Annotated in this window: 16 protein-coding genes; 6 read left to right on the top strand and 10 right to left on the bottom strand. The window is 71.8% G+C overall.

The window, feature by feature from the left end; genetic code table 11:
* Positions 1–228: 228 nt before the first annotated feature.
* Together ACFYO5_RS23125 and ACFYO5_RS23120 are read right to left on the bottom strand one after the other, a co-directional pair.
* Positions 229–888, bottom strand: a complete 660-nt coding sequence (locus tag ACFYO5_RS23125; RefSeq protein ID WP_388711612.1) for a response regulator — start codon at positions 886–888, stop codon at positions 229–231.
* Positions 881–1,867, bottom strand: coding sequence for a HAMP domain-containing sensor histidine kinase (locus ACFYO5_RS23120; protein ID WP_388711610.1), 987 nt, complete (start codon positions 1,865–1,867; stop codon positions 881–883). The genes ACFYO5_RS23125 and ACFYO5_RS23120 overlap by 8 nt, the downstream gene beginning before the upstream one ends.
* Before the next feature lie 363 nt (positions 1,868–2,230).
* Between ACFYO5_RS23120 and ACFYO5_RS23115 the strand changes: the two genes are divergently transcribed.
* The 4 genes from ACFYO5_RS23115 (at position 2,231) to ACFYO5_RS23100 (ending at position 4,501) form a co-directional block, all read left to right on the top strand.
* Positions 2,231–2,557 carry a TraR/DksA family transcriptional regulator gene (locus ACFYO5_RS23115; RefSeq protein ID WP_388711607.1) on the top strand — a complete coding sequence of 109 codons (327 nt, stop codon included), beginning with the start codon at positions 2,231–2,233 and terminating at the stop codon, positions 2,555–2,557.
* A gap of 61 nt (positions 2,558–2,618) precedes the next feature.
* Positions 2,619–2,990 carry a TraR/DksA family transcriptional regulator gene (locus ACFYO5_RS23110; protein ID WP_388711604.1) on the top strand — a complete coding sequence of 124 codons (372 nt, stop codon included), beginning with the start codon at positions 2,619–2,621 and terminating at the stop codon, positions 2,988–2,990.
* Positions 2,991–2,994: 4 nt separating this feature from the next.
* Complete coding sequence (locus ACFYO5_RS23105; protein ID WP_388711601.1) at positions 2,995–3,831, top strand: rod shape-determining protein; 837 nt, start codon at positions 2,995–2,997, stop codon at positions 3,829–3,831.
* A gap of 49 nt (positions 3,832–3,880) precedes the next feature.
* Positions 3,881–4,501: a hypothetical protein gene (locus tag ACFYO5_RS23100; RefSeq protein WP_388711598.1), complete on the top strand. Its 621-nt coding sequence runs from the start codon at positions 3,881–3,883 to the stop codon at positions 4,499–4,501.
* 720 nt (positions 4,502–5,221) lie between these two features.
* On the opposite strand, the gene ACFYO5_RS23095 is transcribed toward ACFYO5_RS23100, so the two are convergent.
* Together ACFYO5_RS23095 and ACFYO5_RS23090 are read right to left on the bottom strand one after the other, a co-directional pair.
* Positions 5,222–9,052 (bottom strand): hypothetical protein, encoded by a 3,831-nt coding sequence (locus tag ACFYO5_RS23095; RefSeq protein ID WP_388711595.1) that lies wholly within the window; start codon positions 9,050–9,052, stop codon positions 5,222–5,224.
* Complete coding sequence (locus ACFYO5_RS23090) at positions 9,049–9,489, bottom strand: hypothetical protein (protein WP_388711592.1); 441 nt, start codon at positions 9,487–9,489, stop codon at positions 9,049–9,051. The genes ACFYO5_RS23095 and ACFYO5_RS23090 overlap by 4 nt, the downstream gene beginning before the upstream one ends.
* Positions 9,490–9,641: 152 nt before the next feature.
* Between ACFYO5_RS23090 and ACFYO5_RS23085 the strand changes: the two genes are divergently transcribed.
* Both ACFYO5_RS23085 and ACFYO5_RS23080 read left to right on the top strand, forming a co-directional pair.
* Complete coding sequence (locus ACFYO5_RS23085) at positions 9,642–10,226, top strand: tetratricopeptide repeat protein (RefSeq protein WP_356565475.1); 585 nt, start codon at positions 9,642–9,644, stop codon at positions 10,224–10,226.
* A gap of 912 nt (positions 10,227–11,138) precedes the next feature.
* A complete protein-coding gene (locus tag ACFYO5_RS23080) occupies positions 11,139–13,550 on the top strand; it encodes a glycoside hydrolase family 44 protein (protein ID WP_388711589.1) in 2,412 nt (803 codons plus the stop codon).
* Positions 13,551–13,732: 182 nt separating this feature from the next.
* On the opposite strand, the gene ACFYO5_RS23075 is transcribed toward ACFYO5_RS23080, so the two are convergent.
* The 6 genes from ACFYO5_RS23075 to hpt all read right to left on the bottom strand — a co-directional run bounded on the left by ACFYO5_RS23075 (position 13,733) and on the right by hpt (position 19,872).
* Positions 13,733–15,094: a DUF3500 domain-containing protein gene (locus tag ACFYO5_RS23075; protein ID WP_388711586.1), complete on the bottom strand. Its 1,362-nt coding sequence runs from the start codon at positions 15,092–15,094 to the stop codon at positions 13,733–13,735.
* Positions 15,095–15,412: 318 nt separating this feature from the next.
* Positions 15,413–16,810 (bottom strand): MFS transporter, encoded by a 1,398-nt coding sequence (locus tag ACFYO5_RS23070; protein WP_388711584.1) that lies wholly within the window; start codon positions 16,808–16,810, stop codon positions 15,413–15,415.
* On the bottom strand, positions 16,807–17,487 hold the full coding sequence (locus ACFYO5_RS23065; protein WP_388711581.1) for an HAD family hydrolase: 681 nt from the start codon (positions 17,485–17,487) through the stop codon (positions 16,807–16,809). Before ACFYO5_RS23065 ends, ACFYO5_RS23070 begins: the two co-directional genes overlap by 4 nt.
* Entirely contained in the window at positions 17,484–17,975 is a 492-nt protein-coding gene (locus ACFYO5_RS23060; RefSeq protein ID WP_388711578.1) for an NUDIX hydrolase, read from the bottom strand. Before ACFYO5_RS23060 ends, ACFYO5_RS23065 begins: the two co-directional genes overlap by 4 nt.
* Positions 17,972–19,237: an FAD-binding protein gene (locus ACFYO5_RS23055; protein ID WP_388711575.1), complete on the bottom strand. Its 1,266-nt coding sequence runs from the start codon at positions 19,235–19,237 to the stop codon at positions 17,972–17,974. Before ACFYO5_RS23055 ends, ACFYO5_RS23060 begins: the two co-directional genes overlap by 4 nt.
* 71 nt (positions 19,238–19,308) lie before the next feature.
* Positions 19,309–19,872, bottom strand: a complete 564-nt coding sequence (hpt, locus tag ACFYO5_RS23050; RefSeq protein ID WP_388711572.1) for a hypoxanthine phosphoribosyltransferase — start codon at positions 19,870–19,872, stop codon at positions 19,309–19,311.
* Positions 19,873–19,973: the final 101 nt, after the last annotated feature.

Below are 19,973 nucleotides of genomic sequence, written 5' to 3'. Positions count from 1 at the left end.
TCGTCACGCCGCTGGGAGAGGCGGGGGCTGCGGTGCCGAGGATGGTCAGTAGGCCGAGGAGGGCGACCAGTGCGGGCAGCAGCCTGCCGGCGGTGCCCGCGCGGCGCGGACGATCGCAAGGGGTGGCGCCGCGACGGGGCTGGGCCATACGCCGCCTCCTCGGGCTCTGTCGTCATACCCGATCCGGCACGTGGAACCGGGAGCAGGTCTCGGGGGGGTACAGGCGGTTCAGGGCTCGATCAGGCCCGCCCTGATGGCATAGCGCGTCAGCTCCAGGCGGTCGCGCAGTCCTAGCTTCTGCAGCAGGTTCGCCCGATGGCGCTGCACCGTTTTGACACTGATGAACAGCGTCTCCGCGATCTCCTTGGAGGAATGGCCCTCGGCGACGAGTTTGAGGACCTCCTCCTCCCGGGCCGTCAGCACGCGGTCCGCAACCTCCTCGCCACGCCGGACCCGGTCGAGGTAGTTGCGGACGAGGGCGGTGACCGCTCCGGGGTAGAGGAACGACTCCCCCCGCATCGCCGCCCGGCAGGCCGCGACCAGATCGCGGTCGGCGACGGACTTCAGGACGTAGCCGCAGGCTCCGGCTTTGAGTGCCTCGAAGAAGTACTGCTCGTTGTCGTACATCGTCAGCATCAGGATCCGCAGCTGCGGTCGTCGGGACGACAGTTCCCGCGCGGCCTGCAGCCCCGTCATGCGCGGCATCGCCACATCCAGGACGGCCAGGTCCACTTCGTGCGTGCGGGCCAGGGCGATGGCCTCCGCGCCGTCACCGGCCTCGGCTACGACCTCAAGGTCGGGTTCGCCATCGAGGATGAGCCGCACCCCGCGGCGGACCAGGGCATGGTCATCGGCGAGCAAGATCCGGATCGGGGCCTTGTCAGCCATGATCGGCGTCCTCTTCCTCTGCGCGGGGCACGGGACTCTTGGTGAGGGGTGCGGACAGGACCACGTGCGTGCCCTCGGTGGTGCCGGTGTCGATCTCGAGCGTGGCACCGACGAGCAGGGCGCGTTCGCGCATACCGCGGATACCGGCACCCTCCCGGGCGATACCGATGCCTCGGCCGTCGTCACTGATGCCCAGCACCACGGCACCGTCGGTTCGCCGCAGCCTCAGCTCGATGCGTTCGGCTTCGGCGTGGCGGGCGACGTTGGTCAACCCCTCCTGCGCCACCCGGTAGAGCACCAGTTCGGTCTGCGGGTCAAGAGGCGGCAGGTCCGCGGCGAAGTGGCGAGTGATCTTCAGGCCGGTGTGGGTGGCGAAGTCGTTGGTCAGTGCCGTCAGCGCGCTGACCAGGCCCAGATCCTCCAGAACGCCGGGGCGCAGCCGACGCGCGAGCCGGCGTACTTCGTCCAGGCTTTCGCGGGTGGTCTCCTGCACCTGCCGCAGCTCGGCGCGCAGCGGCTCGGGGGCCTGGTCGGCTGCTCGCTTGAGTCCCAGCAGGACCGCGGTCAGGCTCTGCCCGACCTCGTCGTGGAGTTCCTGGGCGATGCGTTGCCGCTCGGACTCCTGGGCGGACAGGGCGCGGGCGCTGCTCGTGGCACGTTCGGCCTCCAGCCGGTCGAGCATGGCGTTGAAGGTGCGGATCATCTCGGCCACCCCGCCGTGTCCGGCCACCGGCAGGCGCTGGCCCGGGCGCAGCAGGTCCACCCTGGTCATCAGCCGGGTGAGACGCTCCAGCGGAGCCAGCCCGATACGCAGCAGAGCTGCGTTGGCCACCAGCATGACGATCAGTCCGCCGACCAGGATCGCCGCCTCGGTCAGCAGCACCGGCACCGAGACGGTCACCGGTGCCCACAGCAACAGCGCCGTGGCCGCACCGAGCACCACGGCGTTGAGCCCGAAGATCCGCCAGAACAACGACACAGCCTGTCGAGCCTCCTTTTGGCGTGCACCCCACGACACCACTATCCGTCAGGCGGATCCCACCTCACGCCGCCCGGGATCTCGCGTCGGCTTCGTACCAGCTTCTCCGGGCGCGGTGTGCGCGTCGATGGGGTGCGACACCCATCTCCCCCTGACGCCTGCACCACCGAGCCCCCCGCAGATGGGTACCGCAGCCGATGGCTTCCCCCGACCGGGCCGACCAGGGTGGGAACCACGAACCAGACGGCCGCCCCACGAACACGGCCGCAGGCACCTGTGGCACGTAGCCCACCGTGCCTTCCGCGATGCGGCGGATGCGCGCCACGGGCCGCCGACCGCCCCGATGTGAAGGGACTGCTTTCCATGCCGCTCGACACCGCCCGCCGCGAGCTGGGCCCCGAACGTCTCACGGCGCATGAGGTCCGGCAGCGTCTTGAGCACGAGCGCGACACGCGGCTCACCCAGCTCACCGCGATCGAAGAGGCCGGACCTGGAACGAACGACCACCTCATGGCCGTACAGAAGGACGCCCTGCGGCGCGTGCTGAAAGAGATCGACGCCGCCTTCCGCCGCATCGAGGACGGCACGTACGGACTGTGCCAGGACTGTGCCCAGCCCATCCCCGTCGAACGACTGGAGATCCTGCCGTACGCGCGCTGCTGCGTCGGATGCCAGCGGCGCAGCACCTGACCGCAGACAGCCGGCGGTGCGTGGGTCGAGTTCCCTTTCCGCTGTGTGGAGGCATGAAGAAGTGAACAAACAGGTCATCGACGCCGACAACGCGGGCCTGCGCCCCGGGGATCTCGCCGGGCTGCGAGAGAACCTGCTTGAGCAGCGCCTGTTCCGCGAGGAGCAGCTGCGGCAGATCGCGTCGCCCTCCCCGACCCGGGCCGAGCGGATACGCGGGCGGCAGGCGGCCTCGCAGATCGAGGTCCACGTCAAGCTCGCCGCCTCCGCCCGCATGGTCCTCTCCGACGTGGTAGCGGCCCTTGAGCGGATGGACCAGGGCCGCTACGGAAGGTGCCATCGGTGCGCCCGGCCCATCGCCGTGGCACGCCTGAAGATCGTGCCGCAAGCCCGCTACTGCGGCCACTGCCACCAGCTCCGAGAAGCGGCACGGTGACCGTATGTCCGTGTACTTCGCACCCGCTGACGGCTCCCCCACCTGGCCGGTGTGCCGGCGGTGTCCGGGGATCGCCCTCGACCTGGGCAGCTCCCGCACCCGCGCCTGGGTGCCCGGCCGCGGGATCATCCTGGACGTCCCCACCATCAGCGTCGAGGGCGCCGCAGGCTCCCACCCCATTCAGCGCGGCACGATCGTCGACCCCGAGGGCACCGCCCGGATGCTGCAGCGTCTTTTGCGCCCCCGTGTTCCCCGCCACGCCCGGCCGCTGATCGCCCTGACCACGCCCGTGCTGGGCGGCATCGCCTACCGCAAGGCGGCGCGCGCCGCACTGGAAGTTCTACGGCCCCGCACGGTGTTGACCATCCCCACCGCCACGGCAGTGGCACTGGGCGCCGGGGCGGACATGAGCCGCCCCCTGCTCATCGTGGACTTCGGCGCCCACCTCACCGAGGTCTTCCTGCTGGCCGACGGTGCGGTGGTCGATGCCCACCGCACCGCCCTGGGCACCGACGACCTGGACCAAGCGACCACCCACCGCGCCATCACCGACGCGGTCAGCGGCACGGTGACCGACATGCTCCGGCAGGACCACACCACGCAGACCCTCGACGCCGTCCGAAGAGGCGTCCTCCTGGCCGGCGGCGGCGCCCGGCACCCAGAATTCGCCCACCAGCTGGCTCAAGACCTGCACGTGCCCGTGAGACCACTGCCCGCCCCGCACACCGCCGCCGTTCGCGGCGCCGCGAAAGTCCTGCGGTCCGCCCGCGGACACCCCTCTGTCACCCACGTCGCCGACCCCCGCCATCGCAGGAGCAGCGGCGCGGCCGAACCTCCCTGATCGTTGTGCCCGCCGCCCGGCCGGTTCGGCATCGAAGGAGAGAAGCGACGTGACCGACGAGATACCGCAGGCCCAGCCGCTCCCCACCCTGCGCCCCACCCGGCTGTGGCGATGGCGGCGCAACCCTCTGCGCCGCCCGACCGACCTGGTGCAGGCATGGATCGGGCTTGCCCTGGCCTTCGCCGTGCTGGCTGCCACCCCGTCGGCCATGGTGCTGGTGGGCACCACCGTGCACCGTTCCCTGCAGCAGACCGCCGGCGAACAGGCCCGGTCACGCCACCTCACCACGGCCGTGCTGCTCCACGGCGCCCCCCGGCACCCCGAACCCGGATCAGCCGAGGACCGGCACACCCGCTACCCGGTCAAGGTCCGCTTCACCGATCCCACCGGACACCCCCGAACCGCCACGACCGAGGTACGGCCCGGTCTGCCCGCCGGGAGCACTGTCCAGGTGTGGACCACCGACAGCGGAGAAACCACCGACCCGCCCTGGACCGCCGAGCAGATCCGCAGCCGCACTCTCGGCTCGGCCGGCGCAGCAGGCGTAGGCGTGCTCACTGCCGGAGCTCTCACCTACGCCGCGGCCGCCCGCGCACTGGACCGGCGACGCCATGCCGACTGGGACCAGGCATGGGCCCGGACCGCACCCCGCTGGACGACATCACCGTGACGGCCGCTCGCCTGCCAGGCAGGCCGCCGGTGACATGTTTCCCAGCCGTCAGTGGACCGGACACCGTGCATCACCTGATGGCTTCAGCTTCCTGGCATTCCCGGGCCTCGCTCCAGGAAGAGTCGTACAACGCGGAGGCCCCTCGTCGGTGCCGATCTGCCGGGTTCCGTGGCGGAGGCCGCTCAGAAGCACACCTGATGACGCGGGTGGCGCCGAGCGAAGAGGTCGTCGACGAACCGGCGGCCCTCACCCCCGTGATCGCCATTCGTCGCGTCCTCCGAGTCCTCCGAGTCATGAGCCCGGAGCACGGTGCGCCTATGGCCCACCAGCCGTGCTCCCGGCGACAGCACCGGTGGAGGCATGCGCCGAACCAGGGACCGTGCGCCGCGGGACAGGACCGCCGAGAGGGCTTCGCCGCTGGGAGCACCGGGCCTGGCTCCAGAGAAACGCAAAGGTGAGCAGTCTGCTCCCCGCACGCGCAGGGATGGTCCGCCCGCGGCACCCACGCCCACCCGGACACCGGTCTGCTCCCCGCACGCGCGGGGATGGTCCGCCCGCGGCCCCCACGCCCACCCGGACACCGGTCCGCTCCCCGCACGCGCGGGGATGGTCCGCCCGCGGCCCCCACGCCCACCCGGACACCGGTCTGCTCCCCGCACGCGCGGGGATGGTCCCGACGTCCGGGGCCCGCCGGAATCCTCGGCGTCTGCTCCCTGGTCGTCAGAGGCGGGTGGCCATCACGTGCGCGAGGCGCAACAGGTCGCGCGCGCCCGGACCATCCCCGTCGGCCCGGGCCAGAGCCGCGCGCTCGGCGTCGCCCAAACCGGCCGGTGACCGCCGCAACAGCGAACCGGGATGGTGGAGATCGTGCACCCGGGTCACGAAGGCGAAGGAGCGGCGCCGCGGCGGCGCGTCCACGTCGAGCTGCCCGGAGTAGACGACGTGGCGTCCGCCCGGCGCCGCCAGCACCGCGCGCAGGCGACGGGCCGAGCCGACGATCGCGGGCGGGGCGTCGACCGGGGCGAGATCCCGCCACGGGTCGAAGAAGCGGACCCGGTCCTCCGAGCCGGCGTGACCGCCGACCACGTCCCAGGCCGGGACCGCGCACAGCTGCGACAGCATCGGGGTGTGGCGGGACGCCACCGGCCGCATCCCGGCGGCGTCCAGCCGCCACAGCACCAGCCCGCCGTGCCGCCCCGTCGTGGCGAGCGCGTCCTCGCCGACGAAGACCAGCTCCCGTACCGGCGCGTGCTCCGCCGGTACGGGGGCCGCGCTCAGCGCGTGGCCGAGTGCGGCGTCGACGGCGATCAGGCGGTGGCCGTCGCACAGCACCATGCGGTCGCCCCTGGGGGTCACCGCCATCGGGCCGCCGGTGCTCAGCGCCCACTGCCCGAGATCGACCTGGCGCAACTGCCCTGTCGCCGTCAGGACCAGGACCTGCGGCGTGAGCGGCAGTGAGACCACGCATCCGTACGCCGTGGCCGCCAGGTGCGCCCCGGTCAACGTGCGGCCCCGTGCGAGCACCCGCGTCTCGAACGACGTGTGCCGGACCAGTTCCGCCCGGGCCGCGTATCCCTCGCTGCGGCGCAGCGCGACCACGTCCCCGGGGCCCAGGACGGCGAGCGACTCGTGGCACACGGGGCCGCGGTGGACCACCGTCCGCGTGCCGGACTCCGGTTCGAGGGTCTCGATCACCTCGCGCGTCTGCTCGTCCGGATCGTCCGTCAGGTGCGCGGCGGCCAGCACCTCGCCACCGTGCCCGAACGCGCTGTGCGCCGCGGAGAACACGCCGAAGTCCTCGGGCAGCGTCCGGGTGGCCGCGCCGGCCGCTTCCTCCACGAGGGCCCTGGCGCGGCGCGGGGAGAGGGACCGCAGCCAGGCGAACAGTTCCGCGTCCAGCGGATGGTCCGGCGCCCCGGCGCGCCGGGGCATCCGGTGCACGAGGTGCACCGCGTCGGCGAGGGGAGCGGAGCAGACGAGTTCCCAGTACGCCGGCCAGTCCCGCCGACGCACGAGCCCGCTCGCCGTGTCGTGCAGTACCGCCGCCGACACGTGCGGCACGGGCAGCAGCTCCGGGAGCCACCCGTCCACCGTGATCCGGGCCCCCGGCACCTGCCGGGCCAGGGCGTCGGGATCGAGCACACGCCGCGGAACATCCACCTCCGGTTCCGGCGGCAGGCCCGCCGCCCGCAGCGCCCTGTTCTGCCGCGACACCGCGGCGCCCAGGGACGACAGGTAGGTGGCGGGCGCACGGTCGGCCAGCCGGCGCAGCCACGTCACCGCCTCCTCGCCGACCTCCACGGCCTCCTGGGGACGGTCCGCGTCGAGCAGGATCCCGTGCAGGCTCATCAGCGCCGTCGTCCACGCAGAGGTGTACCGCTGCGGGTCGGCCTCGGCGAGGCGCCGGTTGAGTTCGGCCACCTCCCGCGCCGGCGCGACGGCCTCGGCGTGCCGGCCGCGCGCGGACAGGTGATCGCGGAGCCGCTCCAGCGACGCGACGAGCGGCGTGTCCTCGACCAGAGCCCCCTCGCGCACCAACCCACGTCCCAACTGCACGGCTTCACGCAGGGCGACGTCCTCCGCAGGCGGACGGAACGTGAGGGCCGCCCCGTTGGACAGCGCGATCGCCAGTCCCCTGCGCTGCCCCGGATCGTGGACGGCCGCTTTGCGGTACGCGCTCGCCGCCTCCTGGTTGGCCCGGTACGCCTCCTCCCACCGACCGGCCGACTCCAGATACACGCTGACATTGGCCAGCGCGGTCGCCCGGTACGGTTCGTAGCGGCGCGGATCGTCCCGAGCGAGACGGGTGAAGAGGTCCACCACGCGCTGCTGCGTCGCCACCGCTTCGTCGGCCTCGCCGGTGCCGTGCAGCAGACCGGCGACGTTCGTCAGGGTACGGCCGACGTGCTCCTCGTACGTCTCCGGATCGTCGGCGGCCAGTTCCTGGAAGAGTTCCGCACCGCGCCGTGCCGCCCGCAGCGCCTCCTGCGTGCGCCCCAGTTCGTGCAGGTCGTTGCCGTACCCGGCGTACAGCCAGGCGCGTTCGTGCCGGTCCGGTGCCGCTGCGATCCGGGACGCGAACAGCCGGACGTCGACGGCGGCTGCTCCCACCACGAGGTTCGCGGGGGCCGGGCGCGGCACGGCGCCCACCACCTCCTCCAAGAGTGCCGTCGTGATGTCGGGCAGCTCGGCCAGAGCGCTGAGGGCGGCGCCCCCGGCGGACACGCCGAGGCCGGGATCGGCGGCCAGCAGCGGATACAGGCAGGCGGGCCCGAGGTGCGGCCAGCGGCCCGCCGCCGCGATCAGCGTCGGCACCGCCCGGGCGGTGCCGGAACCATGCCGCAGCACGGTGCCCGTGGTGTCCGCCGCCCACGCCTGCGCCGGGTAGTCGGCCGCGTGGCCCGGCACGGTCAGCGCGACGAAATCCTCCGCCAACCGGTCCGGATAGAGCGGCTCCAGGACCGTGCCGTCCATGCCCTCGGGCGGCGGATAGCACGTGCTGTGGTCCGCCAGCACGGTGGGCGTCGGCTGCCCGACCTCCAGCGCGTCCACCAGCGCTGTTCCCTGCTCTTGCGGTTGTGCGCCGCTCAGGGAGGCGGCGAAGACCACCCGGTTCATGACCGCGGGGGGCAGGGTGATCCGTCCCCCGCCCCGCCGGTCGTGCAGCAACGCCCAGCCCAGGTGCTCGCGGTCGAGGAGGTAGAGGGTGAGCCCCGCCAGGTCGGGCGGGGCGCGCCGGCCCGAGGCCTCGGCGTCGACGGCGACCAGGGCGGCCATGTGCACGGCGAGGACCAGCCCGAAGTTGTCGTCGGCCAGGTCGGGTTCGCCCACCGGCGCCGGGATCCCGTACCGCTCCGCGAAGGCGGCGCGTGCCGCACGGAACATCGCGCCCCGCTCACCCTGCCCGGCCGCCGGGCCGCTCGGCTGGTCCAGTGGCCCGAGGGCCTGTGTCGACACATCGATCTGCTCACTGGCGAGCGCCCCGCGCAGCGCGGGCCACGGGTCGGTGCCGCGCGCCAGCAGTAGGACGCGGGCGCGCACGTCCGGCCGGTGCAGCAGGGCGTTGCTGAACAGCCAGGTGAGGGTGGTCAGTGGCCAGCGATCCGCATAGTCGACCAGGAGCAGGAGCCCGGCCGCCCTGTCCGGCGTCAGGTCCTGGCTGCCGGGCGGAGGCAGCACGGTCCCGGGCCCTTCGACCGCCGTGACCACCTTCCAACCCTGCCCGGACAGCTGGGCGGCCAGCTGCTGGGCCAGCCGGGTCTTGCCCTGCCCTCCTGGCGCGTGCAGCCAGCGTGCCGCCCGCTGCGGACCGCCGGCGCACCAGGCGTGCAGCGCGCCCAGCTCGTCCTCCCGCCCGGTGAACGGGGCCACGGCATACCGGGCCTGGAGCATCCGGCTGGGTTGTTGCCGCAGCCACTGCGGATCCGCCTCGGGGGCCGCCGCCCATCTGCGCAGCACGTACAACGGCGTGCCGTCGCCGAACACATGGATGTCCGCGCCGACGACACCGTAGGCGAACCCGCCCGTCGCGCTGACGTGCTGCTCACTCACGTCGCGCGGTCACCTCGGCCGACGCCGGGCTCCTGATGGACGATCACGTTCCCGCCCTGCGCGCCGAACGCCTGCCCGTGGTCGCGCGCCTCGACGTGCTGCACCCAGTGCCGCTGCGGGGCGGGCAGTTCGTCCTGAAGCCGCCGGGTCAGCTCACGCACGTCGTCGGCCACCTCCGGGTGCGTATGAAGGAACTGTTCGAGCCGCAACTGCCACGCCGGTGCCAACTGGCGGCGTGCCGCCTCCGGATCCTCCGCCTCGGACACCAGCGCGGCCTCGCTCTCCAGCAGTGCAACCAGCGCACCCTCTTCGGGTGCGTCGTCCCGCCTGAACAACCGCAGCAAACCGGAGCGGGCGGCGCCCCAGGCATCCGTCGCCATCGCGGCGACGAGCGTCGTCGAAGCGGCCGTTGCGACCGCAGACAGGGATTCGATCATGGGTGTCCTCCCGTTGCCGTGCTCACCTCATCGTGCCACCGCAGCGCGGTCCGCGCCCGCGCCCTCGCTGACCAACATGCCGCGGTTATACGATGGTCGGCCGCACCACCGGAACAACGACACGGCGACGACGCCGTGGGCGAGGGGTCGTCGTGTGGCGTCGCAAGGGACCGAACCGCACCGGCCTGCGTCGGCAGCTCCGCACGGCGCGCGTCCTGTTCGACAGCGGCGACTTCGCCGCGGCGGAGGTGCTCCTGCGCCGCCTGCTGCCCGACTGCGAGGCAGAGCTGGGAGCGCACCACGGGGAGACCATCGGCTTGCTCAATCTGCTCGGCTCCACCCTCTACCAGCAGCGTAAGGCGGCTTCGTCCGCGCAGATCGCCCGCGAAGCCACCGACCGTGCGACCCGCGCCTGGGGCCCGGACGACCCCGCGACCCTCGACTGCGCTCACAACCTCGGCGGGGCCCTGGCCATTCAGGGCGACGTCTCGGCGTCCGTCGCGGTTCTCGACGACACCTGGCAGCGCCGCGCCCGCCGCCTCGGAGCCGCCCACGAATCCACCCTCACCACCGCCAACACCCTCGGCGCGACCCTCTTCGCCGCAGGCCTCCGCCGCGACGGCCTCACGGTCCTGCGCCGCGCCCACGCCCAGAGCACTGGCCTGCCGGCCGGACATCCGGTGCGTGTGGACATCGCCGACAATCTGCGGATCGCGGAACGGAACGCGGGCGGCTGACCGGCGGAGCCGTCGGCAGGCCACCCGGTCCCCGCCTTTGTCGCGCCCAGAAGTCGCCGGCGAACTGGCTGCTCATATGGCTGGGGGCGATCACCTGGTGCATCAACTCGCGCCAGTACTCGAACCGATGTTCCTTCGGCACATCGTCGCTCCGGTGGACCGTGCCGATCCGGGCTGCGGTCACGTCCGTGGGAGTGGTGTATCGACGACCACCGTCGGCGGCATCGGTCCGCCCGTTCACACTGTGGCGACCATGGCCATCGAGATCCCGGCCGGCTCGGCGATCTGAGCGAGCGTCAGCGGTCCGGCGGCCGGGGCACCGAACGGGCGAGCCTCGCCGGCCGTGCTCATGGGCAACGGCTACGGCTGCCGGTCCGAACTTCTCGGAGCCATCCACCCGCCGCCGACCGCCCGCCGCACAGAGCCTCGTCCGCGACCTCGTCCCGATCCGGGCTGTACGGCTTCTTGACTCGGCTCGCAAGTCGACCCTAGAGTCCCGGAGCAGAAATCATCACCCAGTGATGAGAATGTTTCGGATCGGTGTGGTTCATACCTGGCCCGGCTCGACCGCCGGCCGCGCGGGTGCCATGCCGGTTGATCTCGCACCCCTCCCGTCCCGCAAAAAAGAGGATCGGCGGACCCGTCCGGCAAGTGGTGGGAGCGCTCCCACCCGCCGGTGCCCGTGATCACAGCACAGCAGCGCGCCCGCGCGCGTACATCGCACTGCGCACCTCGCACCTCGCTGTCGCGCCGCACCCCGCCGACCAGGCACCACCGCACCACCGCCAGCCATCCCCCACGTCAGGCCGTTCGGTGTCCTCCCACTCGGTGCCATCACCGGTACGTCGTCGTACGTCCACCTGCGCCGTGCGGCCAACGGGCGAGCGCCGCATGGCCGTTGAGAAGGAGACCATGCGTACAGCACCGAGAGCCGCTCTCGCGGCGCTGTCCCTGCTGGTGAGCAGCGCCGGCCTGGCCGGTCCCGCGCAAGCGGGCGTGGCCCGATCGGAAACCGACCAGGCCGCCCGCGCCCTGGCGGTCGCCGCCACCGACGCCGCGGGCCCGGCGATCAGCGTGGACGCCACCACCGGACGGCATCCCATCGATCCGCACATCTACGGAATGAACTTCGCCGACGAGGCGCTGGCCCAGGAACTGCGCCTGCCGCTCAGCCGCTGGGGCGGCAACGCCACGACGCGGTACAACTACAAGCTCGACGCCTACAACGCGGGTTCCGACTGGTACTTCGAGAACCTGCACTACAACAACGACCCGGCGACTCTGCCCGCCGGGTCCGAGGCCGACAAGTTCGTCGGACAGAACCGCAGGACCGGCACCGACTCGGTGCTCACCGTGCCGCTGGTCGGCCGGACGGCGGCGGCCCGCGACGACGCCTGCGGCTTCAGCATCGCCAAGTACGGTCCCCAGCAGGGCAGTGACGCTCAATGGCGGCCCGACTGCGGCAACGGCAAGAAGCCCGACGGCACCGACATCACCGGGAACAACCCGGCGGAGACCAGCATCCCCATCGGCGCGGACTTCACAAAAGGCTGGGTGCAGTACCTCGGAGGCGCCCACGGCAAGGCCGGCGACGGCGGGGTGCGCTTCTACAACCTGGACAACGAACCCGACCTGTGGCACGCCACCCACCGGGACGTGCACCCCACCGGCGCGAGCTACGACGAGATGCGGGACAGCACCTACGCCGCCGGCGCCGCCATCAAGGACGCCGACGCCGGCGCGCAGACCCTCGGCCCGGTCGGCTGGGGCTTCAACTCCCTGGTCTACTCCGGCCTGGACCAGGAGGTCTGCGGCAAGCAGGGCGGCAGCTGCTGGTCGGACCCGCCGGACCGGGCGGCGCACGGCGGTGTGCAGTTCGCCCCCTGGTACCTGCAGCAGATGAAGGCGTACGACCAAGCCCACGGCCGCCGGATCCTGGACTACTTCGACGAGCACATCTACCCGCAGCAGACGGGGGTGGCGCTGGCCGGCGCCGGTGACGCCGCGACCCAGGCGCTGCGGCTGCGCTCCACCAGGCAGCTGTGGGACCCGTCGTACGTCGACGAGAGCTGGATCAACCAGCCCATCCAGTTCATCCCCCGGATGCGCTCGCTGGTCGACCAGAACTACCCGGGTACCAAGCTGGCCGTCACCGAGTACAACTGGGGTGCGCTGGACCACGTCAACGGCGCTCTGGCGCAGGCCGACGTCCTGGGCATCTTCGGACGCGAGGGCCTGGACCTGGCCACCTTGTGGTCACCGCCGAAGGCGACCGATCCCGGTGCCTACGCCTTCCGGATGTTCCTCAACTACGACGGCAGCGGTGGCGCTTTCGGCGACACCGCGGTCAAGGCCGCCAGCGCCGACCAGGACACCCTCTCGGTCTACGCAGCCGAGCGCAGCTCCGACCACGCGACGACGGTCATGGTGATCAACAAGACCACCGGTGACCTGACCGCGCCGGTCTCCATCACCGGCCGCACCGCCCTCCCTGCCACCGCGCAGGTCTACCGCTACGGCCAGACCGACCTGACCAAGGTTCAGCACGCCGCCGACCAACCGATGTCGGGCGGTGCCTTCACCGGGACCTTCCCGGCGTACTCGATCACCGAGTACGTCATCCCGGCCGGTTCCACCGGCACCACGCCGCCTTCCGGCCCCGGCACCCCGGCGGCCTCCGCGGTGGGCACCGACCGGGCCACCCTGACCTGGGCCGCCTCCACCCCCGGGTCGGCCCCGGTCGCGTCCTACCAGGTGTTCTCCGGTGATCCCGCCGGATCCACCCCGATCGCCACGGTGAACGCACCGGCCACCACCGCCACGATCACCGGACTGAACCCGGCCACCGCGTACACCTTCCGGGTCGTGGCCAAGGACACCGCCGGCCGCAGCTCGCCGGCGTCGGCCCCGGTGACGCTGACCACCGCGAGCGCGCCCCCCGCCGCCTGCACCGTCGGCTACGGCGTGAGCACCGACTGGGGCAGCGGCTTCACCGGAAACATCAAGATCACCAACCAGGGCGCTCCGATGAACGGCTGGCAGCTCGGCTTCTCCTTCACCGGCAGCCAGAAGATCACCCAGGGGTGGAACGGCACCTGGTCGCAGAAGGACGCGGCGGTCACCGTCAAGGACATGGGCTGGAACGCGGCCCTGCCCACCGGCGCCTCCACCACGATCGGCTTCAACGCCGCCTACAGCGGCGGCAACACCGCCCCGAGGAGCTTCACCCTCAACGGGAAAACCTGCGGAATCATATCCGGCACCGCGGCCGCGCGTGTCGTGACCACCGTCGGGCACGCACCCGGCAGTCACGCCGTGCGCTGACGACCGGGGCGTCACCGCGGACCACTCGTTCCGCGGTGACGCCCCGACCGCACCGCCGTGCGGGTCCCGGTCGCGCCGGGCCGGGCAGGAGATCACCGGCCTGACAAGTCCCGAACCTGTTCCTACCCGGACCGGTCGACGATGCACGGGTTTCACTGGACGGACCAGACGTGGAGCCGGTGTCAGTGGTCGGTTGCCAGGTGGAGCTTGAGCAGGTCCACACCGTAGTCGTTGCCGTTGGGGGTGCGGATGATGGTGTGGATGTGCTGCTGGGTGGGGGTGCCGTTCGGGCCGCCCATGCCACCGCCGGGGCCGGCCGAGGCGGAGGCTGTGGGCGTCGCCGACGCGCTGGGGGAGGCTGAGCTGGAGTCGTCGTCCTCGTGGTAGGCGAGCGGGGACTCGGCGTCGTACTCGATCAGTACGACCGGGGAGTGCACGCGGTAGTAGAACGCCGAGTCGTCCTCGGACTCGCCGATCCAGTAGAAGTACGTGTCGTCGAGGTGCTTCTCGATGTCACGCAGCCACACCCTGGAGTGACCTTCGTCGATGGTGCCGGTGTGGACCTCGACCAAGTCGAGCAGCAGTTTCTGCTGCTTGCGGTTCAACTCCGAGCCCCTGATGCCCTTGTAGGGCAGGACCGCGTTGTCGTTGTGGGCGCCGACGGTCAGGTTGGTGCCGGTCTTCTGCTCGGTGCCCGGCGCCGCGGTGGCGAGTCGGGCGGCGTCCAGCGAGCGCAACAGCTTGAGGCCCGCAGCGGTCTCCTCCCGGAAGAGGTGGTAGTCCACACCGTCGTACGTGATCTTCGTCGGCTCGGAGCCGCGGAAGGTCGGTGTCGCGACGACCTGGTCACCGAGGACGAAGTAGTTGATGACCAGGTGGTGGCCCTCGAACTGGAAGCCCCAGGGGTCGGTCGCCGATGGGGTGCCCATGATCGTGAACCAGTAGGCGTCGTAGTTGAGCGCCTTGGAGGTGTCGCCGCTGTACTCACCGAGGAAGTGGTTGAGCTTGCGGATCTGGGTGGCGTTCTCGAGCCCACGCGCGGACAACGCGGCCTTGAGCAGCTTGATGGCGAGCCTGTACTGCTTCTCGTCCATGTCGCGCAGGGCGAGACCGTCGCGGTCGTTGGAGTCGACGTTGGTCCAGTCGAGCCACTGGTCGGCGTCTATGTCGTAGAGCGTGGCCGCCTTCTGGTCGTCGGTCAGCGAGTTCACGAAAGCCGACCCGGCGCGCACCACCGGCGTGGTGGAGACGCCGGTCCGGTGAATCGCGTACAGGTCGCTGATGACGGTGCCGTCGGTGGTGACGCCGACGAAGTCGTCGTACGCGATGGTCCGGCCGCCGCCGGTCGGCGGGCGGGACGGGGTGGCGCTCGCCGTGGCGTCGGCGGTCGACGTTTCCTCCGCACCGGCCTGGCCGGCGGTGTAGCCGCCCATGACCGCGACGGCGGAGACACCGCCGGCGAGCAGGGCCTTGTTCATGAACCAGCGGCGGGAACGGTGGGCTGCTGGCGTTCTCGGCTTGTGTCCGTGCACTGAGTTGACCATGTCACTGACGATTTCGTTGACAACTAGGATTGGCATGGTAAAAGCCTGTGAGCTGTATAGGAGTTCGTCCTTCCAGCACACCGTCGGCGCCCGTAGAAGCGGGCCGCGGCGGGGAGGAACTGGAGGCGGCGGACGCCGCTCACGGCTACAGCGAAGGCCGGCGATACGCACTCGGGCAGGCCGACGTCTTCCCCGTCGTGGCCACCACCCGGCATGACACGTCGTCACCCGCCGGTCCTGGCCGCGCCCTGCGCCCCCCGCCTCGTACCGGCCGTGTCCGCACGAGGGGGGAGCCGGCGGCCGCCCCCACCCGGGGGGTCAGGCCACTCGGACACGCACCTTGTTCGGGAGCAGGAGGAGCATGCAGCCGAGCAGCGCCGCGGCGGCGAAGGCGAAGCAGCCCCACAGGCTGTACGGGCCGCTCCAGAAGGTGCCGGGTGCGACATTCTGGATCCCGGTGACCGTCGCGACCCCGATGGCTCCGCCCGCCTGCTGGCAGGTGACCAGGAAGCCCGACGCCGTTCCCTGCCCGTCGGAGGAGGCGGCCTTGCTGGCGAGCATCACCGCCGCCGGGTAGGCCAGGGCGATGCCCGTGCCGACCAGGAGCGCCGCGGGCAGCAGGTGGGTGGGGTAGTCACCGTGCTCGGCTCCGGTGTAGAGCAGTTGCCCGGCGGTGATGACGCCGAGCCCGGTGAGCAGCAGGCGTGGCGGGGAGACGCGGTCGGCCCAGCGGGCGGCCGGTGTCGAGAGTGCGCCCACGGCGAGTCCCTGTGGCAGGAAGGCCAGTCCGGCCGCCAGTGCCGAGTAGTGCTGGTGTTCCTGCAGGTCTGTCGCCACCAGGAACAGGGCCCCGGTGATCGCCGCGAAGGCACCGCCGAGCGCGAGAGCCGCCGCTGCCATACGGCGGTCGGTGACGAGCGCGAGCGGCAGCAGCGGTGTCGCCGCCCTGGCCTGCAACCCGAGGAACGTGATGATCGCCGCGGTGCCCACGGCCATGAGCAGCCCGGTCTCGGGAAGGGAGCCGCTGCCGACCCGGCCCACGCCGTACACGAGGGTGACGAGACCACCCGTGATCAGCAGGGCGGACACCAGCGGCACCCGGTTGCCCGCTCCTGCGCCGGGGTCGCGGTCCAGGACGCGTACGCCCAGGACGAGGACCACCAGGCTCAGGGGCACGTAGAGGACGAAGGCGCCTCGCCAGTCGACCGCCTGGGTCAGCAGGCCGCCGACGACGACGCCGAGCGAGAAGCCCGCCGCGCCCATGGCGCTGAAGACGCCGAGCGCCCGATTGCGTGCGGCTCCCTGCGGGAATCCCCGGACGATGAGCGCGACGGCGGCGGGCGCGGTGATCGCGGCGCCGACTCCCTGGACGGCTCGGGCCGTGATGAGCAGCACCGGCCCCTGCGCCAGTGCCGCGCCGAGCGATCCGGCGCCGAAGACGGCCACGCCGGCCAGGAACACCCGCCGGTGACCCCACCGGTCCGCGCAGCTTCCCCCGGCCAGGAGCAGCGCCGCGTACAGGGTGAGGAACGAACTCGCCACCAACTGAAGCTGGTCGGGGGGCAGTTCGAGATCCCGCTGGATACCGGCGAGTTGCACATTGATACTCGACAGGCTCATGCCCTCGAAGAGGATGGCCGTGCACAGCACCAGCAGCCTGGTCCATGCGCGTCCGTCGAACCGGAAGTCTTCCGAGGTCGGGGAAGAGGTGGTCACTGACGCTCCTTGGGACGGACGCGGGACGGCCCGTCCGGCGCGGACGGCGGCCGGACTCGGGCGATCCGATACGCCACGCGCAGGTCGTCACCGTCGTACCGGTGGCGGGCGAGCCCGGCGAGGGTGCGATCGGCGTTCACGGCCACGGTGTGTGTGAGTTCCCTGAACAGGGGCAGGTCCGAGGCGGAGTCTCCGTAGGCGACGCACTGGTCCTGGTGCAGTCCCAGTGCGGCACGGGCGCGGTGCACGATGGTGACCTTGTCCGCGGGCGTGAGGATCGCCTGGGGATCGGGCCCGGTGCGCAACGGCAGCGCGGGAAAGCGGGACGCCACGACGTCGTCGGCGCCGAAGGCCCGCAGGCCGTCGGCGAAGAAGTCCGGGGACATGGTGACCACGATCGATCTCTCACCACGCCGGCGGATGTCCTCGAACACCTCGGCGAGCCCGCCGATCCAGGGTGCCCGGGCGAAGACGTCCGCCACGACGTCGTAGGTCAGCTCCCGCCACAGCAGGCAGATTCGCGCCGCGAAGGCGCGGGTGTCGACCGTGCCGGTCGCGAACTCCGTCTCGAGCCGGATCAGGTCGGGCAGGCAGCCGAGACGGCGCGCGATCTCCAGGCTCGCGGTGGTGCCGCGCAGCAAGGTGCCGTCCATGTCGAAGACGTGGAGGCGGCTCATCGTCCCCCTTCTTCCTCCGCCGGGACTCCCGGCGTCGCGTACACGGTCCACCCGTCGGGTGCGGGCCTCCCCCGCCAGGCGGCGAGCAGAGCCGCGCTCGCCGGGAACAGCGGGGTGGGAAGGGCCTCGGGCCGGGCCCATGTCCAGCGGTCGAACACCTCGGGCTCCGGGGTGGCCGGCTCGGCGCCCGGGTCCGTGGAGCGGGCCACCACACCGGCGGTCAGCTGGGTGCCGTCCGCGTCGATGCGCAGGGCGACAGCGAACACGCGCGGTCCTGCGACCTCCCGCAGGCCGCTCTCCTCCGCGATCTCGCGTACGGCGGCGGTCTCGAAGGTCTCGCCCGCCTCCACGTGTCCGCCGGGCAGGCACCAGGTCGGGGTCTCCCCCCGCTTGATCCGCCGGCCGATGAGCACGGCACCGTCGGAGCGCACCAGGATGGCCCCGACGCCGACGACCGGTGCCCGGCGGTTCTCGGGCGCCCCGGTCATCGGGGCCCGTTCAGCGCGGACAGCGCGGAACCGGCCGCGTAGTGGCCGCTGATCATCGCCGCGACGATGCCGCGGAACAATCCGCACGCGTCGCCGGTCACCCAGGCCGGGGCGTCGAGGAGCCGCAGGTCGCCGTCGACCTTCGGATACCAGCCGACGCCTTCCAGGGTGGGGCCGATCAGCTGTGTGGCGTCGTCCTGGATGACCGGGTAGGCGGCCGCGAGCCGGGACAGACCGCGCGTCATGATCTCGCGCAGCTCGGGTCCGTAGACACCGTCGAAGGCAGCGACCGTCTCCGGCTCCCCGGCCATGAGCCGGGTCAGGGACAGGGTGAAGTAGGACTCCTCCTCCGCCATCGCGGCCAGCGCGGGCGCCATGGCCCGTGCCGCCACCTCCTCGTCCAGGATGCGGGTGTTGAAGCCCACGTTGGACCGGCCGGTGGGAGGGCAGTCGGAGCGGCCGGAGACGGTCCACAACCCCTGTGTCTCGGTCAGCGCCGCCTCCCCCTCACGGCACGCGCAGAAGGTGCGCCACTCCACGCTGCCGTCCTGTTCGCTGAAGCGCAGTTTCGGGTCGAGCTGCTTCATGTCCTTGAAGAACGCCCGGTCGGACGGCTGCTCGATCCGGAATCCCACCTCCAGACGGCGGAACGATCGCTCGCCCGTCAGTGTTCCGAGGCCGAGCGGGCCGAACCTGCCGGTGGCCAGGATGAGGCGCCGGGCGAGCACCTGTGACTCCTGCCCCTTGGAGTCACGCAGACCCAGCAGGAACGTGTCGTCGACGCGGTCGTACTCGGTCGTCACCACGTCGGTCTCGCTGAGGACGGTGGCGTCCGTGGCGGCGACCATGTCCGCGGTGAGCCGCAGGCGCGCCTCCAGCGAGAGGTAGTCGGAGGGGTAGTCCTTCAGAACCCACTCCCCGCGGCCCACGGTGAAGGCCGTGGGATCGGACGGGAAGGGCGGGGTGTCCAGGCCGTAGGAACCGAGCAGTTCGCACGTCCAGTCGTACGCGGCCCGCAGATCGGCGGAGCGGGGCAGCGTCCACAGTTCGCTGGCCGACGGGAAGAACGAGAACTTCCCGTCCGAGAACAGGCCGGCGCCGCCGTGTCCGCGTGTCATGTCGACGGCGGCGTACCGGTCTCGCTCACCGATGGGCTTTCCGCCGTCGACGAGCGCGACGCTTCGGCCGGATCCGGCCAGTCGCTGTGCGGCCGCGAGCCCCGCGGGGCCGGCGCCGACGATGACGAGGTCGAAGGTGTCCATGACTTCTCCAGACGGGCATGCCTGATCACCGCCTCGGGCGGCGGGGACGGTGATCCGGGCGGGAGTTCGATTCAGGAAGATGCCGGCGACGCGGCTGAGGGAAGGAGCACCTCGTGGATGCCGCCGAGGTTGCGGTGCCGCTCCGCATAGTCGATGCCGTAACCGGCGACCCAGTGTTCGGCGATGTCGAATCCGGCGTACCGCGGTTCCACGGGTTCGGTGAGCGCGTGCGGCTTGCGCAGCAGCACACAGCAGTTCACCGAGGCGGGAGACCGCTCACGCAGCCGTGCCATGAGCCACGAGAGGGTTGTCCCCGTGTCCAGGATGTCCTCGACGACCAGGACGTCGCGTCCGGCGAGATCCTCGCCGACGTCCTTGAGCAACCGGGGTGTCCCGGGCGTGCTGCCGCGCCCGTACGTCGACACGGCGACCCAGTCCATCGCGACCGGCAGATCGACGGCCCGGGCCAGGTCGACCGTGAAGGCGGCCGCCCCCTTGAGCACGCCCACGATCACCAGGTCGCGCCCCTGGTAGTCCCGGGTGATCTCGGCACCGAGTTGCCGCACACGATCCGCTATCTGACGGTCGGTCAGCAGCACGCGGCCGAGTTCCTCGTCGTGGGCGGTCACGCCCATCCCCCCTCTGTGGTCCCTGCGGGCTCGCGTGGTTCCGGGCAGGCCGAAGGCCCGCCCACCGCAGGTGTTCGTACATGAGCACGCCGTGGGCACGCTCGTTC

Origin of the sequence: Streptomyces sp. NPDC006259, assembly GCF_042870975.1 — a bacterium.
Taxonomy (GTDB): domain Bacteria; phylum Actinomycetota; class Actinomycetes; order Streptomycetales; family Streptomycetaceae; genus Streptomyces.
This window is presented reverse-complemented; position numbering and strand designations above follow the sequence as displayed.

What these genes read in the sequence shown, in the direction of transcription:
- ACFYO5_RS23125 (WP_388711612.1), bottom strand. Translation starts at nt 888, where the DNA reads ATGGCTGACAAGGCCCCGATCCGGATCTTGCTCGCCGATGACCATGCC.
- ACFYO5_RS23115 (WP_388711607.1), top strand. Translation starts at nt 2,231, where the DNA reads ATGCCGCTCGACACCGCCCGCCGCGAGCTGGGCCCCGAACGTCTCACG.
- ACFYO5_RS23105 (WP_388711601.1), top strand. Translation starts at nt 2,995, where the DNA reads ATGTCCGTGTACTTCGCACCCGCTGACGGCTCCCCCACCTGGCCGGTG.
- ACFYO5_RS23090 (WP_388711592.1), bottom strand. Translation starts at nt 9,489, where the DNA reads ATGATCGAATCCCTGTCTGCGGTCGCAACGGCCGCTTCGACGACGCTC.
- ACFYO5_RS23080 (WP_388711589.1), top strand. Translation starts at nt 11,139, where the DNA reads ATGCGTACAGCACCGAGAGCCGCTCTCGCGGCGCTGTCCCTGCTGGTG.
- ACFYO5_RS23075 (WP_388711586.1), bottom strand. Translation starts at nt 15,094, where the DNA reads ATGGTCAACTCAGTGCACGGACACAAGCCGAGAACGCCAGCAGCCCAC.
- ACFYO5_RS23065 (WP_388711581.1), bottom strand. Translation starts at nt 17,487, where the DNA reads ATGAGCCGCCTCCACGTCTTCGACATGGACGGCACCTTGCTGCGCGGC.
- ACFYO5_RS23060 (WP_388711578.1), bottom strand. Translation starts at nt 17,975, where the DNA reads ATGACCGGGGCGCCCGAGAACCGCCGGGCACCGGTCGTCGGCGTCGGG.
- ACFYO5_RS23055 (WP_388711575.1), bottom strand. Translation starts at nt 19,237, where the DNA reads ATGGACACCTTCGACCTCGTCATCGTCGGCGCCGGCCCCGCGGGGCTC.
- hpt (WP_388711572.1), bottom strand. Translation starts at nt 19,872, where the DNA reads ATGGGCGTGACCGCCCACGACGAGGAACTCGGCCGCGTGCTGCTGACC.